Source organism: Arthrobacter sp. PAMC 25486 (assembly GCF_000785535.1).
Classification (GTDB): Bacteria; Actinomycetota; Actinomycetes; order Actinomycetales; family Micrococcaceae; genus Specibacter.
Genome location: NZ_CP007595.1, coordinates 2,411,939 through 2,427,281 on the forward strand (window position 1 = coordinate 2,411,939; position 15,343 = coordinate 2,427,281).

The window sequence follows — 15,343 nt, forward strand, 5'->3', positions numbered from 1 at the left end:
GCGTAAGCATCGCACCAGCCCGCGGACCGGCCGGGGCGCCCCTTGCTGGGGCACCACCGCGAACATTACCGACCATTCGTTCTATAAATATTCCATGCGTCCGCCGGGCGGTCAACAGCCGGGCTGCCTTCCTCGCCCAAGTCCCCGCTTTTCGCCCGTTCCCGCATCCGCGAGAATGGGACAAACTCGCGTCCCCACGGCAAACGCCTTCCCCGAACTCGCAATGGTTGCTCTCAAAAGGCGCCAAGAGGGCATTAACTGCCACCTGACCGGCGAGTCAGATCCGCGCTGCGGGGTAGCCGCATTTTCGATGCCTGCCGCCGTCCTCCCCGCCCGCTCCCAACATGCACTCCAGTGCCCACATGCGCTCCGCTGTGGGCATACTCCACCACCGCGAGCATGCCGGCGCAGGGACGTCTCGATACAGTGGAGCTATGACACTTCCTGACGCCCCAGCCACCGTTTCCCCGTCACCGGCCACGCCTCTAGCACCGCCGGTTGCCAAGAAGGTTCCCGTGGAGCGGACCCATCACGGCGACACCTTCGTGGACAACTACGAGTGGCTGCGGGAGAAGGAAAATCCTGAGGTTGTGGAGCACCTGAACGCCGAGCAGGCGTACACGGATGCTGTCACGGCGGGGCAGGAACAGCTGCGAAACGACATCTTCAACGAGATCAAGAACCGCACGCAGGAAACAGATCTTTCCGTGCCCAGCCGCAAGGACGGCTGGTGGTACTACGCCCGCATGGTGGAAGGCCAGGCCTACGGCATCCAGTGCCGGGTTCGCGCGGAAAGCAACGGCACCTTGGCGGATTGGACCCCGCCGCTCGTGGAGGCCGGCGTGGATGTGCCGGGCGAGCAGATCCTGCTCGACGGCAACATTGAGGCGGAGGGACAGCCCTTCTTCTCGATCGGCGGCGCCGCCGTGACCCTCGACGGAAACTTGTACGCCTACGCTGTGGACAACGCCGGCGACGAGCTGTTCACGATCCGCATTAAGGATCTTCGCACCGGCGAAATCCTGCCAGATGTCATTGAGAATGCGTTCTACGGCTTGGGTTTCTCCCCCGACGGCAGCACACTGTTCTACATGGTGGCCGACGACTCCTGGCGCCCCCACCAGGTCAAAACCCACGTCCTCGGCACCCCCGTTTCCACCGATGAGGTCCTGTACCAGGAGGACGACGTCGCCATGTGGACCGGCTTCGACCTGTCCGCCGACCGCCGCCATCTCATGGTCAGCATCGGCTGCTCCGAGTTCAGTGAGACCCGCCTCCTTGACTTCGCCGCCCCCAAAAAGGGCCTCCAGGTCCTGATCCCCCGCAGCGCCGAGATCTTGTACGACGCCGAACCGTTCCTTGTGAACGGTGTCGAAAAGGTCCTGCTGACCCATGACCGGGACGCGGTCAACTCGATGATTTCCCTGGTTGACGCTGCCGAGTTCAGCAAGGCCGTGGAGGAACAGCAGTGGGCCACGGTGATCGCCCACGACGAATCCGTGCGCATCAACGGCGCCACCGTCACGGCCACCCACATGGTGGTTTCCCTGCGCAAGGACACCATCGAGCGCATCCAGGTGACAGCGCTGGAAGGCTTGGGAACCGCGGAGCAGGCGGCCGCCGTCGAACCCGTCTTTGATGAGGAGCTGTACACGGCGGGGATGGGCGGGACCGAGTTTGAATCCCCCGTAATCCGGCTGGTCTACACCTCCGATTTCACGCCTCCGCGCGTCTACGACTACGTGCTCCCGGCCGCGGGCGGGCAGGGCGAGCTGCTGCTGCGCAAGGAAACCCCCGTCCTGGGCGGCTACCGCGCGCAGGACTACATTGCCACGCGCGAGTGGGCCATTGCCGCCGACGGCACGAGGGTGCCGCTGTCGGTGCTGCGCCGGGCGGACCTGCCGCGCGACGGCGCCAACGCGGGCGTTGTGTACGGTTACGGTTCGTACGAGGTCAGCATGGATCCGGGCTTTGGCGTGCCACGGCTGTCGCTGTTGGACCGCGGCGTGGTGTTTGTCATTGCGCACGTGCGCGGCGGCGGCGAGATGGGCCGGCACTGGTACGAGGACGGCAAGAAGCTGCACAAGAAGAACACGTTCACCGATTTTGTGGCGGCCACGGACTGGCTGGCGACCTCGGGCTGGGTGGATCCCGCGCGCATTGCGGCCATGGGCGGTTCGGCCGGCGGGCTGCTGATGGGTGCCGTGGCGAACCTGGCCCCGGAAAAATATGCGGCCGTGGTGGCGCAGGTGCCGTTCGTGGATGCCCTGACCACCATTCTGGACCCCGAACTGCCGCTGTCGGCGCTGGAGTGGGAGGAGTGGGGCAACCCGATCACCGACCCTGAGGTGTACAAGTACATGAAGGAGTACACCCCGTATGAGAACGTGCGCACTGTGGCCTACCCGAAGATTGCGGCCGTCACGAGCTTCAACGACACCCGCGTGCTCTACGTCGAACCGGCCAAGTGGGTGGCGGAACTGCGTGCGGTTTCAACGGGTGCGGAGCCGATTGTCATGAAGATCGAGATGGATGGCGGCCACGGCGGCGCCTCCGGCCGGTACGAGGGCTGGAAGACCCGTGCCTGGGACTACGCGTTCCTGGCCGACGCGATCGGCGCCACCGCGCTCCGTTAGCAAACCCGGCAGCACCGTTCGGGGCCTTTTTCCCAACGCGGCAGCACTGAGTGCTGCCGCGTTGGCAGAGGGCCGGTGGATTAGTTGGGGCTGGGGTCACGGACCGTGGCGTAGATGGCCTCCGACGTCCATTCGCCCTTAAGGTACATGTTGTCCTGCAGCACGCCTTCACGCTGCATGCCGAGGCGTTCGCAGATGGCTGCGGACGCACTGTTGCGGGCATCCAACCTGGCCTCCATGCGATGAAAATCCAGCCCGTAGAGGGCCAGGTCCAGCACTGCCCGGGCAGCCTCGGTGGCGTAGCCCTTTCCCTGGGCGGCAGGTGCCAGCGTCCAGCCAATCTCACCAAAACGTTCCGGAGCGGGCCCTTCAGGTTTCCCGCCGTCGTTCCACTTCAGTGCCATTTCGCCAATCAGTCCGGGTTCCGATTTGAGCTCAACGGCGAACGTGGCCCAATGGCCGGGCTCATCGAAGGGCTCCTCAACATACTTGGCAATTCTGGCCATGCATTGCGCATACGTGCGGGCCTCGCCATATAAATAACGTGCCGTCTCGGGCAGCCGCTGGTAGGCGTAATAGTCGTCCAGGTCTCCAGTGGTGAAGCGCCGCAGCACGAGCCTCTCAGTGGTCAGCGGGTACGGGATGTCAAGCATGATTAAACCCTAAGACCATTCCAGCATTGGAGCCACCCTCACCGGCCTCGCCAGCCACAGCGTCACCAAGCACGACGGCGGCTCCCGGCCTTCCGCCGTCGTCCTCACCACATACCTGCTTCACGGTGTGCGCAATGCCCAAGAAGTCCGACGGCGGGAGGTCACCTTTCGCCGCCAAGGCAACCTCCCGTTCGCTGCCCCTTCCGCCACAAAGTGATGGCCGTCTCAGTGTGTGCGTACACTTCAAGTCATGACCACGACAGATACGCCGCTGCCGGTCCGGACAGTCGCCAGATATGCCATCGGTTCCCTGGGCACTGGTGGCTTCGCAACCCTCCCGGGGCTGGTCCTGATCTACTACATGACGGACACCCTGGGCATCGCAGCGATCACGGCCGGGCTGCTGGTCACACTGGCCAAGGTGTGGGATGTGGTCATCGATCCTGTGATTGGCGCCCGGTCGGACCATTCACTGGCCGTCACGGGCTCCAGGCGTCGTTTCATGTTGCTGGGCGGGATGCTGCTGCCCCTGTTCTTCATCCTCACGTTCGCGGTGCCGTCCGGCATGGGCCCTGGGTTCGCCGGGCTGTGGGTGCTTGTCGCCTTCATGGCCACAGCCACGGCGTTCAGCCTTTTTCAGGTCCCCTACATAGCGCTGCCGGCTGAACTTACGTCCAGTTATGACCAGCGCACGCGCCTGCTGTCGGTGCGTGTCGTGGTCCTGTCGGTTGCCATTCTGCTGTTCGGCGCAGGCGGGCCGGCCCTGCGTTCTCTGGGCGGGGACAACGAGTCCTTGGGGTACCTGATCATGGCGCTGGTTGCCGGCCTGCTCATCGGAGCGGCCATGATGGTGACCTCGGGCGTGGCAGAGCGGGGCGTCCCCCGTCCGGCTGTTCCGGGCTCCATTGCCAGCAACTACAAGGACGGGCTGGGCGCACTGAAACGCAGCCCTGCCTTCCGCATCCTTTTGCTCTGTTTTGCCCTCCAAGGTTTGGCCACGGGGGTCATGCTTGCCGGTGCGCAATATGTGGCCACGTGGGTGCTGCACTCGGAGTCGGCCGTGACGTTCCTGTTCATCGCCCTTATCGGGCCGGCGCTGCTGTTCGCCCCGGTGTGGCGCATTGTGGCGGGCCGGATCGGCAAGGAACGGGCATTTCGCTACGCCAGCATCATGTTTGGCATCGCAGCCCTGGCACTCGTTGGCATGCTGGGCGCCCCCGGTGACTGGATCTACCTTCCGGTGGCACTGGCCGGAGCCGGGTATGCCGGCATGCAGTCCCTGCCCATGTCCATGCTGCCCGACGTCATCTCCCACGACGCGAAAACCTACGGCGAGGGCTCGGCCGGAATCTTCGGCGGGGTGTGGACGGCGGGCGAAACCACGGGGATGGCCCTGGGTGCCACCGTCTTGACCCTGGTGCTGGCCGCCAGCGGCTACGTCCAGTCGGTGGCGGGGGAAACGCTCACCCAGGGACCGGCCGCAATAAGCGGCATCATCCTGAGCTTCAGTTTGGTTCCGGCCGTCTTAATCGCCGTCAGCCTGCTGGTCTTCCGCCGCTACCCACTGCGCCAACACGACATCGACGCAGGCCCCAACAATGCAGCTGCATCCCGTTCCGAAGGAGCCCCATGATCCCGTTTGCCGCCACCCCCGAAGAAATTCTCCAAGAGCTGGCCACACTCCGCGCGGCCGATGCCCCCACCCATGGCGGGAAGGTCCTCTCCTATGTCTACGATTCGGGGTTGTCCGCCGTTGACGAACTTGCGGCGGCGGCCATGCTGGCGGTCCAGCCGCTCAACGGCCTGGACCCCACCACGTTCACGTCGATCGCCGTCATGGAGCGCGAGGTCATCGGATTCATGCGCACACTGCTGGGCGGGGGCGGGGATGTGGTGGGAACTGTGACCAGTGGCGGGACCGAAAGCTGCATGTTGGCGGTCAAGACGGCGCGGGAGAATTTCCGGGGAACTGGGACTCCGCGGCTGCTGGCCCCTGCGTCGGTCCATGCCGCCTTCCACAAAGCCGCCCACTACTTCGGGCTCACCCTTGAGCTGGTCCCGGTCGACGCCGACGGGCTGGCCGACTCTGCTGCCATGACGGCGGCAATGGGTCCCGACACCGCGTTGGTAGTGGCCTCAACCCCTTCCTATCCGCACGCGGTGTTAGACCCGGTGGCCGAGATCGCCGCCGCCGCGCAGTCGAGGGGTATCGATTGCCATGTTGATGCCTGCATCGGCGGGCTCGTGCTCCCCTTCTGGCCGGGGCTCCCGGATTGGGACCTGCGCGTTTCCGGCGTGACCAGCGTTTCGGCCGACCTGCACAAATACGGCTACGCGCCCAAGGGCGCATCGGTGCTGCTGACCCGCGGCAGGGACCGTCAACGCTCACAATATTTTGCCACCACGTCCTGGCCCGGGTACCCCGTGGTGAATCCGACGCTGCTCGGCTCCAAGTCTGCGGCGCCCCTGGCCGGCGCCTGGGCCATCATCAAGTTGTTGGGAACCGCGGGCTTTGCGGATTTGGCGGCGTCTTGCCATCGCTCCACTGCCTCGCTGCTGGGTGCGGTGGCGAAAATCGAGGGCCTGCGCGTTGTTGGAAATCCCACCGGACCGCTTTTTGCCGTGGCTGTTGACGCTCTTGTTCCGGCCGACCGCCAGATCGATCCGCACCACTGGGCAGACCGCCTGAAGGTCCACGGATTTACCGCCCAATTGCAGCCGTCCTTCACCCAGTCCGATGGCTCGATCCTGCCGCGAACCACCCACCTGACCATCACTCCTGTCACGGAATCACGCCTGGCGGAACTCGTGGAGGCCATGGTGCAGGCGGGCAAAGAGGTCCGAGGGGTGCCCGGCATCGAGCCGCAGCAGATACTGGCGGCACTGGACGGGCCAACGGCAGCACTGCTGGGCACCTCCGGGTTCACCAAGAATTCGGAGACCGCCCGCCAGATTTTGAGGGCCCTTGGATTGGCTGGGGACGGGCTGCCTGCCGCCATGGCGCCGGTCCTGGCACTGGTTGAAGCCCTGCCACGTGATGTCACCGAATGGCTGCTGACCGAATTGCTGGCCGGGCTGGTGGAACCCCCGCCGCTGCCGCCCGCCGAGATGTGAGTTCACCCCCTCTAAATCCGTTGCAGAGAGGGCGTGAACCCACATCTCGGCGAAATGGCCAGGGCGTGAGCCCACATCTCGGCGAAGGAGGGTTTAGGTAGTCCGCACGACGGCGGCCGTCGCATCCGCGATCGCTTGTTCCTCGTCGGTGGGAACCACGAGCACCGGAATCGCCGAATCCGGCGCACTCACCACGCGCGGCTCACCGGAGCGCACGAGGTTCGCACCGTCGTCGAGCTTCACGCCCAACGCACCCAGGCGCGAAACGACCAGGGCCCGGAAATCGGCGGAATTCTCGCCAATCCCGGCCGTGAACACGATCGCGTGCGCCCCGCCAACGGCCACGTGGTAGCCACCAATGTACTTCGCCAGCCGGTACGAGGTGATGTCCAGGGCCAGCTTCGCGCGGGCATCCCCGGTGGCAGCGGCGTCGACAATGGCGCGCATGTCGTTGTCGTCGAAGAGCGCTTTGAGCCCGGAATCCCGGTTCAGGAGCGTGTCGATCTCGTCGGCTGACATGCCCTGCCGCTGCAGAAAAATCAAGATGGACGGGTCAATGTCGCCGCTGCGGGTGCCCATGACCAGGCCCTCCAACGGCGTGAATCCCATGGACGTGTCGATGCTGGCGCCGTCCTGGATGGCGGTGAGCGAGACCCCGTTGCCCAGGTGCGCCACCACCGCGTTGAACTCGGAAAGGGGCACGCCCAGCAGCTCCGCCGCGCGCCCCGTCACGAACTGGTGTGAGGTCCCGTGGAAGCCGTAGCGTCGGATCCCGTACTGCCGGTACAGCTCGTCCGGGACCGCATACCGCCAGGCATGTTCGGGCAGGGTGCGGTGGAACGCCGTGTCAAAAACAGCCACCTGCGGCATGTCCGGCCACTTGGCGGTGATGGCGCGGATGCCCAGCACGTTCGCCGGATTGTGCAGCGGGGCCAAGGGGTTCAGCCGCTCGATGGCGCGCGTAATTTCGTTGTTGATGCGGACAGGTTCACTGAAGCGCTCCCCGCCGTGCACCACACGGTGTCCGACGGCGTCAATGGGCCGCGCCGCCAGTTCTGCTTCCAGCGCGGCCGCCACCTGGTCCATGGCCTCGCCGTGGTCGGCCGGCCCGCCCGCACCCTCGCCGATGCGGTCAATGAGCCCGCTGGCGGCAACCTGGTTCGTATCGGTGTCCCGCACCTGGTACTTCAGGGAGGACGAGCCGGAGTTGATGACGAGCACGCGCATTAGGAGTCCTTCACTTCGGGGGTGTCCGCGGCAGGGGCTTGGCCCTGGATGGCGGTGATGGCCACGGTGTTCACGATGTCTTCCACGGTGCAGCCACGGGAGAGATCGTTGATGGGCTTGTTCAGGCCCTGCAGGACAGGCCCGACGGCGACGGCACCCGAGGATTGCTGCACCGCCTTGTACGTGTTGTTGCCCGTGTTCAGGTCGGGGAAGATGAACACGGTTGCCTGCCCGGCAACTGCCGAGGCGGGCAGTTTGGAGGCGGCAATGGAGACATCCACGGCGGCGTCGTACTGGATGGGACCCTCGATGGCCAGGTCGGGACGAGCGGCGCGGGCGATCTCGGTGGCCCGGCGCACCTCATCAACCGCAGAGCCGGAGCCGGACCCGCCGGTCGAGTAGGAGAGCATGGCGATGCGGGGTTCAACGCCGAATTGGGCAGCGGTCTCCGCCGAGGCGATGGCGATGTCCGCCAGTTGTTCCTCATTGGGTTCCGGGTTAACGGCACAGTCGCCGTACACCAGTACCCTGTCCGCCAGCAGCATCAGGAACACGGAGGACACGATGTTCACGCCGGGACGGGTCTTCACAAATTCCAGGGCGGGGCGGATGGTGTTGGCCGTGGTGTGGGCAGCTCCGGAGACCATGCCGTCCACGTGGCCCAGCTGGACCATCATGGTGCCAAAGTAGGAGCCATCCAGCATGATCTCTCGGGCACGGGCCAGGTCAACACCCTTGTGGGCGCGCAGCCGCTGGTACTCCACGGCAAACGATTCGCGCAGGGGCGACGTGGCTGGGTCAACAATGGTGATGCCGCTAAGGTCAATGCCGTGGGACGCGGCCAGTTCCTCGACGGCAGCCACGGAGCCCAGGACTGTCAGGTCACAGACGTCACGGCGGTGCAGGATCTCGGCGGCCGCAAGGACCCGGGAGTCGGTACCTTCGGGCAACACAATGTGCTTGCGTTCGCTGCGGGCGCGTTCGATGAGTTCGTGCAGGAATCGCAGCGGGGTCATCGTGGCGGGCCGGGGCAGGGTGAGCCGCTCCAGTAATTCGTCCTCATCCACGTTACGGGCCCAGGCGCCCATGGCGGCGGCAACCTTGCGCCGCTGTCCCGTATGGATCTCGCTGCGCACCTCGCTGACGGCTTGGGCGGCACTGAACGTGTCGCCGTCGTGCGCGAAAATAGGGAAGGGTGCGTGCGCCAAGAACGGCAGCACGTGCGGGTCAGGGGCCAGGCCGCCGGTCAGGACCATGCCGCTGGGGACCGGAAATTCGGGGGAAAACGCGGAGGCGAGCGTGGCAACCATGATGTCGGCGCGGTCGCCGGGGACAATGACCAAATCGTTGGTGTCCAGCTGGCTCAGGAAGTTGCCCACCGTCATGGCGGCGACTTTGATGGCGTGGATGTCCCGCTCGAGCTCGGAACTGCCGGCCATCTGGCGCAGGCGCAGGGCCGCTGCCACCTCACCCACGGTGGGGCGGGAAATCTCGGCAATCTCCGGGATCACATAGACGGGGCGCTGGCTGTGGCCGGGACGGATGGCGGCCGTGATGGCGTCCATGTCATCCGGATCGGCGCGGTTGACCATCATGGCCAGCAGCGAGCAATTCTCGGCGGCCAGCTCCTTGCGGGCCACGTCGACGGCGTCGGCGATCTCCTCCGCATTCAGCCCGCGGGCGCCGACAACGGCCAGCATGGGTAGGCCGAGGTTGTTGGCCAGGCGGGCATTGAGGTCAAATTCGACGGCGGCGTCCTGCCCCGTGAGCTCGGTGCCCTCGACAATGATGACATCGGCCAGCTTGGCGATCTCGCTGAAGATCTCCACGGCGCGGGCATCGATTTCTTCCCTGCGGCCGGCGGCAAGGAGGGCGCGGGCCTCGGCACTGGTCATTCCTGCGCGGCAGACCTGCGGATCCAGCTCATACATGCGGCGCAGCATGGCCACCGTGGGGTCTTGTTCGGGATCTTGGGCGGAGGTGATGGGGCGGAAGAAGCCGATCCTGTCCGCACGCCTGTGCAAGGCATCCGCCAAGCCAAGGGACACCAACGTTTTTCCGGAACCAGGGGTGGTTGCACTGACATAAATTCCACGGGACATGGTCAATTTCTTACCTTTCGCACGTTTGTCTCAATCCAAGCATGTGCCGGCCCGTTCCGGGTTGATTAGCGGCACGGATCACCTGTGAAGTTGCTTGCCATGTTCGACGGCGGCCGGCCCACCTACCGCGCCCGCCGCGATTCGACGTGCCACCCGCATAGGGTTGACCCATGTACGGAATCTTTGAACTCCTGTTCGGCCGGGTCGACGGCGGCCTCTCGCTGGCCATCGTTGTGCTGCGGATCCTCGGGGTGCTGCTCATGTGTGCCTCGCTGTTCCTGCTGGGGCGCCGCAATGAGCTGGGATGGTGGCTGGCCGGCGCGGCGTTCCTGCTGTCCGGGTTTTCCGGGGTGACCGGCATTTTCGGCAATGGCGCACCCACCCCTGCGAGCCTGCTACTGTCCGTGGCCGGCTTTGTCATCCCGCTGGTGCTGTCCGTGGGAGTGGCAATGTACGGCCTGCTGTTGTTCCGGAAGCACCCGCTGGAGTCCGGGCTGACCCGGGCCATCACGCTGAAGCAGCCCCGGGCCCTGGATTTCCTGTCCCCGCTGCTGCTGGCCGTGGTGTACGGCGCTGCGACGATGCTTTCCATGATCGCGATCTTCATCAACATCCTGGGTGCCGATGCGCTGTCCCGTTTCCCGCTCGGCCAGATGATGCTCACAGGCATCGTCGCCGGCCTGCTGCCCGCTGCCCTGTTGGGGCTGGCCAACCGCTCCCGCTGGGCGTGGTTCCTGGTCGTCGCCGTCTCCGCGCTGTCCATGGCGGGCATTGTTGTCCACGCTGCAGGTTCCGTGCTGATCTTCCTCTACCTGTGCCAGGGTGCCCTGGCACTTTACGGCTGGGGCCGCTGGGGCGCCATCCCCCGCCAGACGGTTTCTTCAAGCCCGACGCCGGCCAAGCCCACCTTTTAGCGTCCTGCCCGCTCCCGGCGGGGCCCGGCCCGCCTTGTGGCAAACCATTGACACAGCCTGCCCCGCAGTGGTGAGATTAAGTGGCTTGCCGCGCCACACGAATCGATCCGAAGGAGGACCCAATGATTGCTCAAGCAGCTTTTCGCGCCCACAACACTCATGTTTTCCTCCACAGGAGTCGATTCACCCATGAAGTTTTCCGCTGACCAGCAGCAATTCGAAAAAATCAGCCGCAAGTCCCGCCAGCCCCGATCCGCAGGCAGCGCGCCCGGCCTAAATCCGCAGTCGGCCGACTGGAGCGTCCTGGACGATTCCCTCGCTGAGAACCAGCGCTGGTCCACGTGGCCAGACCTGGAAAAGCTCATGCGCGGCCCGGCCCCTTATCCGCCGTTCGTCATTGAGGACGCTGCCGCCATTGACACCGACCTTGGTGTCCTCAAAACCGGCAAGGAGGCGGATGTCTTCCTCGTTGAGCGTGCCACCGCATCGCGGCGTTCACTCTTGGCTGCCAAACGCTACAGGTCTGCGGACCAGCGGCTGTTCCACAGGTCCTCGGCATACACGGAGGGCCGGTCGGTGCGGCGTTCCAGGGACGCCCGGGCCTTGAAGAACAACAGCACCTATGGCCGCGAGGTGGAGGCTGCCCGCTGGGCGGACGCCGAGTGGACGTACCTGCGCATGGCCCACGAAAATGGCATTCCCGTCCCCTATCCCGTGCAAATCTTCGGAACCGAGATCATGATGGAGTTCATCGAGGATCCGGAAAACCCAGGTGCCGCGGCGCCGCGCCTGCAGTCGGTGCGCCCGGACCACGGGCAGCTGGCGGACTACTGGCACCAGCTAGTGGAGGCGATGAAGGCCTTCGCCCGGCTGGGGTTCGCCCACGGCGACCTCTCCCCCTACAACGTGCTGGCAGCCGGGGATCGCCTCGTGGTCATCGACCTGCCGCAGCTGGTGGACCTGGCCGGCAACGTGCAGGGAATGGAGCTGCTGGCGCGGGACTGCCGGAACATGTGCGCCTGGTTCAACGCCCGCGGTTTCGAGGTGCGCGACGGCGAACTCCTGGGCGAACTGCTGGCCGAAACCTGGTAAACCGGGCGGGTTGGGCGGGTCATCGTGTCCGGCCGCCCAACCGGCCCCCACCCGGTTAGCGACAAAACCGCCAGTTCACGGTCACGCCTACGAGCCCACCAACCTCGATGTGGCCAGCCGGTTGAGCGAAACGTCCTGCTCTGCAGCTTCAAGGACCAACCGGCGGTGCACCTCCGGCGGTACCCTGATCATGAACTTTCCTGAGTATTCACGGTCGGCAATGGCTGCCGGTGGTGTCTCGCCTGCGGAAAGCATGTCCGCAACAACCTCACCGACCCGGTCTTGGATCCCTTGAAACGCCAACGCCCTGTCCGCGTCAAGCCAGGACAGAGAGGGCAGCTCTGCCACAGTGCCCACGAATTCCCCGTCCTCGCCTGACCAACGAACACGATAGGTGTAGTGATCTTCGTGGCTCACTTTTGCTCCTCCAATTTCTCAATCGCTGCAAGTACCTGCCGAACCTGATGGGAAGTACCTCACTGTCTTGGTTCCCTGAAGTAATGAAGACAGACTTTTTCCAAGTCAGAGAACCGCACGGAACTCGGGCTTTACCGGATCTTCGCCAAGGTTTTATCGACACTTGCCATACACCAGTAGTATCAACTTCGATACTGCTTACGACGGTGTGGATGGCTGGTTATTCCTTTGCCCCAGGTGCGCTGTGCAAGTCCGTCCTGCGGTCCCGGCACGACGTGAGGTAGCGGCCGGTGAGCTCGCGGATCCGGTCATTTTGCGCATCGTCAGCAACGGCTGGTGGTCCCACCACCAGGACGGGAGCTTCAGCCAGCGCGTCCAATAGCCGTCCCAGATTGGTGCACGATTCCTCGACGGATATGCGCGGTGTGCCACGTGCGTGGGTGGTGTCATTGACGCCCATGGACAGGACAATGCGTGTTTGCCGAGCCGGCGACCGGCGACGATCCACGTCAGTAGCGCATCTGGCCAGGATGTCCGCCGACGTAGCAAACCTGTTCAGTGCGGGCATTCAAGATTTGGTGGTGAACTTACCCGGACCGAACGGCAACCAGGGCGCGCGGTAGCTCACCTTCGTGCCCGCTTCCACCGTGATGGCGGCTTCGCCGAACTTCCACAGCCGGTTGAACAGGAAAACGTGGACCACGACGGGATCCGTCCCGGCCACCTTCCAGTTGCGCGTGCCCCACAGGGTGGGCTGGGCGTCCCCGTCCACCACCACGGTGGGGTTGGGATACCAGCCCAGCCATGGCTTGCGGAGGGTCAGTTCAAATCGGCGCGTTGCTTTCGGGGCTTCAGTCACGCCTGCCAGCCTATCCGCTGTCGCTGGATGGACGACGGCGCCACTACAAGTCCACCGTATCCCCGCCGTCCGCGTCGGCCCGCCGAGGCGTTACGCATTTTGACGCGTTCCTCGAGCACCTTCCTTATGTAATGTAGTCAAGGTCTTGGCCTCACGGTGATGCTGCACAATGCGGCTGCAACGCGAGCCCGTGGACTCAACCACTTCACAGGAGGACGGGCATGACCAGAGCAAGCTCCCTTAGTATCGATCGGACGTTTGTCATCGGGGGTTCCACGGTGATCGCGGTCTCGGTCGTGGCCATTGCGGGCATGCTCCTCGCTGCCCTTGCCTTCACGAATGAGACGACCATAGCGATCCCACTCGTGGCGACGTTCGATGGTTTCCGTGACAACGGCGGCTCTTCCGCAGTAACCGTGCAAGGAAACTGGTGGGCGGCTGGGCTGGTGGCGTTGGTCCTCGCGGTGCCGCTCTGGGTGTTCGCGCTTCGTTATCGGCGGCCCTAGCCTTCTGCTGTCTCCGCACTTTCCACCGTCTCCCTGCCTTCCGAGTCGACCCGCCGAAGCTCCCACTGCCGTTCCGGTGCGAGCGCCTCAAGGAATGCCGCATCGTGACTCGAGACCACCAGCGCACCCTTGTAGTCGGCGAGCGCTGACAGCAGCTGCTCCGTGGACACCAGGTCCAGGTTGTTGGTTGGCTCATCCAGCAGCAGCAGCTGCGGGGCGGGGCGGGCGAGCAGAATCCGGGCCAGTGCCACCCGGAAGCGCTCCCCGCCGGACAGCTCACCCACAGGTTGGTAGGCCATTTCGCCGCGAAAATAGAAGCGGGCCAGCTGCTCGCGCACCTCGGGCAGGGCCACGGACGGTGCCGCGGCTCGCACGTTCTCCAGCACGGAGAGGCAATCGTCCAGGCCCTCCCAGGAATCACCCGGTCCCGCATTGCGTGGGCCAGCACTGCCTGTTTCAACGTCGTCTGAACTCCTCCTTCCAATCCGTTGGCGCAGGTACCCCACCGGCACAGCGGCCAGCGGAACCAACACATTCAGGAGCGTCGTCTTGCCCACGCCGTTCGGCCCTGTCAGCATGACCCGCTCGGGTCCGCGCAGCACCAGGCGGGCATCGGGCGCAACGGGTGTGCCGCCGTCGTGCAGCTCGCCGAGGGCAATGACTGAGGCGGGCACCTCCAGCACTGTCCGCCCCGCAGGCACGGCCGTGTCGGGCAAGTCAATGCGGATGCGGGTCTCGACGGGGATGGCGTCGCGGGCGTCGGCGAGTGCCGTGGCGGCCCCGGATTCGCGGCGCCCCATGATTCCGCGCATTTTTCCGGCCGACTGCTCGGCCTGCCTGCGCCGCTCATGCGCGATGATCGGCGGCAATCCGGAAGCCGCCTTCCGCCCGGCCTTGGCGCGCCGGGCGATCTTGGTTTCGGCCTCGATGCGCTGGCGCTTTTCGGTGGCAAGCTTGGCGCAGGCGTCGCGGACCGTACGCTCGGTTCTTTCACGCTCGGCCGCCAGCTCCGCCTGGAAAACGTCCCAGTTCCCGCCGTGCCGGATGAGCTCCACGCGCTCCCGGGCCCAGGCGCGGCTGCGGACGGGGCGCAGCTCGGCGATGGCATCGACGCGTTGCAGCAGGGCCCTGTCGTGCGTGGCAATGACGAGCGTGCCGTGCCACCGTTCCACCGCATGGTAGAGCCGCTCGCGGGCGGTCCGGTCCAGGTTGTTGGTGGGCTCGTCGAGCAGTGTGATGGGCTGTGCGGCCAGCTCCAGCCCGGCGAGCGCGGTGATCATGGCCTCGCCTCCGGACAGCGTGCCGACCGTCCGGTCCAGGAACTCGGGGCCGGACGCGGGCAGCCCGTAACCGGCCAGCAGTGCGACGGCGCGTTCCTCCAGGTCCCAGTCGTCGCCGATGAGCTCGAGATTTTCCGCCATGTTGTCCTCGCTCCCGGCGAGGACGGCGGCGAGCGCACGGCGCTTTTCGGCCATGCCCAGCAACTCCGTGACGGTCTGTTCCGTGCGCAGCGTCAGCTTCTGCGGCAGGTAACTGACGGACGACGACGTCGCTACAGTGCCGCTGCCGGGTGCCAGTTCCCCGGCGATCAGTCGCAGCAGGGCGGTCTTGCCCGTGCCGTTGGGGCCCACCAACCCGGTGCGTCCGGCGGCAAAGACGGCGGTGAGGTCGGTAAAGACGGCGGTGCCGTCGGCCCAGGCGAAGCTGAGCTGGGACAGCGAAATGGGGTGGGTGTTCGCCATGGTTCTCCTTGCGCAAATGGATGCGCCGGGAGTGCAGGCCGGTCCTTTATGGGCGCAGCGTGCATCACTTCAGCGCGGATT

General features: G+C 65.3%; 13 protein-coding genes. 6 read left to right on the forward strand and 7 right to left on the reverse strand.

Going from position 1 to position 15,343, the window contains the following annotated elements; genetic code table 11:
* Positions 1-434: 434 nt before the first annotated feature.
* Complete coding sequence (locus art_RS11060; RefSeq protein ID WP_038464975.1) at positions 435-2,636, forward strand: S9 family peptidase; 2,202 nt, start codon at positions 435-437, stop codon at positions 2,634-2,636.
* Between the two features lie 80 nt (positions 2,637-2,716).
* On the opposite strand, the gene art_RS11065 is transcribed toward art_RS11060, so the two are convergent.
* Complete coding sequence (locus art_RS11065) at positions 2,717-3,289, reverse strand: GNAT family N-acetyltransferase (protein WP_038464977.1); 573 nt, start codon at positions 3,287-3,289, stop codon at positions 2,717-2,719.
* Positions 3,290-3,539: 250 nt separating this feature from the next.
* Here art_RS11065 and art_RS11070 point away from each other — a divergent pair, with 250 nt between their 5' ends.
* Together art_RS11070 and art_RS11075 are read left to right on the forward strand one after the other, a co-directional pair.
* Positions 3,540-4,922, forward strand: coding sequence for an MFS transporter (locus art_RS11070; protein WP_038464979.1), 1,383 nt, complete (start codon positions 3,540-3,542; stop codon positions 4,920-4,922).
* Positions 4,919-6,403 (forward strand): aminotransferase class V-fold PLP-dependent enzyme, encoded by a 1,485-nt coding sequence (locus art_RS11075; RefSeq protein WP_038464981.1) that lies wholly within the window; start codon positions 4,919-4,921, stop codon positions 6,401-6,403. The genes art_RS11070 and art_RS11075 overlap by 4 nt, the downstream gene beginning before the upstream one ends.
* Before the next feature lie 93 nt (positions 6,404-6,496).
* Here the strand turns inward: art_RS11075 and art_RS11080 are convergent, their stop codons facing one another.
* Positions 6,497-7,630 carry an acetate/propionate family kinase gene (locus tag art_RS11080; protein WP_038464983.1) on the reverse strand — a complete coding sequence of 378 codons (1,134 nt, stop codon included), beginning with the start codon at positions 7,628-7,630 and terminating at the stop codon, positions 6,497-6,499.
* Positions 7,630-9,732, reverse strand: coding sequence for a phosphate acetyltransferase (gene pta / locus art_RS11085; RefSeq protein ID WP_038464985.1), 2,103 nt, complete (start codon positions 9,730-9,732; stop codon positions 7,630-7,632). The genes art_RS11080 and pta overlap by 1 nt, the downstream gene beginning before the upstream one ends.
* A gap of 170 nt (positions 9,733-9,902) precedes the next feature.
* Between pta and art_RS11090 the strand changes: the two genes are divergently transcribed.
* Positions 9,903-10,646, forward strand: coding sequence for a hypothetical protein (locus art_RS11090; protein WP_038464987.1), 744 nt, complete (start codon positions 9,903-9,905; stop codon positions 10,644-10,646).
* Positions 10,647-10,772: 126 nt separating this feature from the next.
* A complete protein-coding gene (locus art_RS11095) occupies positions 10,773-11,738 on the forward strand; it encodes a serine protein kinase RIO (RefSeq protein ID WP_253901328.1) in 966 nt (321 codons plus the stop codon).
* A gap of 87 nt (positions 11,739-11,825) precedes the next feature.
* On the opposite strand, the gene art_RS11100 is transcribed toward art_RS11095, so the two are convergent.
* From art_RS11100 to art_RS11110, 3 genes are all read right to left on the reverse strand, one after another.
* On the reverse strand, positions 11,826-12,155 hold the full coding sequence (locus tag art_RS11100; protein WP_038464989.1) for a type II toxin-antitoxin system HicB family antitoxin: 330 nt from the start codon (positions 12,153-12,155) through the stop codon (positions 11,826-11,828).
* A gap of 220 nt (positions 12,156-12,375) precedes the next feature.
* On the reverse strand, positions 12,376-12,615 hold the full coding sequence (locus art_RS11105; RefSeq protein ID WP_052136291.1) for a hypothetical protein: 240 nt from the start codon (positions 12,613-12,615) through the stop codon (positions 12,376-12,378).
* A gap of 108 nt (positions 12,616-12,723) precedes the next feature.
* Entirely contained in the window at positions 12,724-13,014 is a 291-nt protein-coding gene (locus tag art_RS11110) for a hypothetical protein (RefSeq protein WP_052136293.1), read from the reverse strand.
* A 221-nt stretch (positions 13,015-13,235) separates the two neighbouring features.
* Between art_RS11110 and art_RS11115 the strand changes: the two genes are divergently transcribed.
* Complete coding sequence (locus tag art_RS11115) at positions 13,236-13,520, forward strand: hypothetical protein (protein WP_038464993.1); 285 nt, start codon at positions 13,236-13,238, stop codon at positions 13,518-13,520.
* Here the strand turns inward: art_RS11115 and art_RS11120 are convergent.
* Entirely contained in the window at positions 13,517-15,262 is a 1,746-nt protein-coding gene (locus art_RS11120; protein ID WP_038464995.1) for an ABC-F family ATP-binding cassette domain-containing protein, read from the reverse strand. The two genes, art_RS11115 and art_RS11120, sit on opposite strands and share 4 nt — an antisense overlap.
* Positions 15,263-15,343 lie beyond the last annotated feature (81 nt).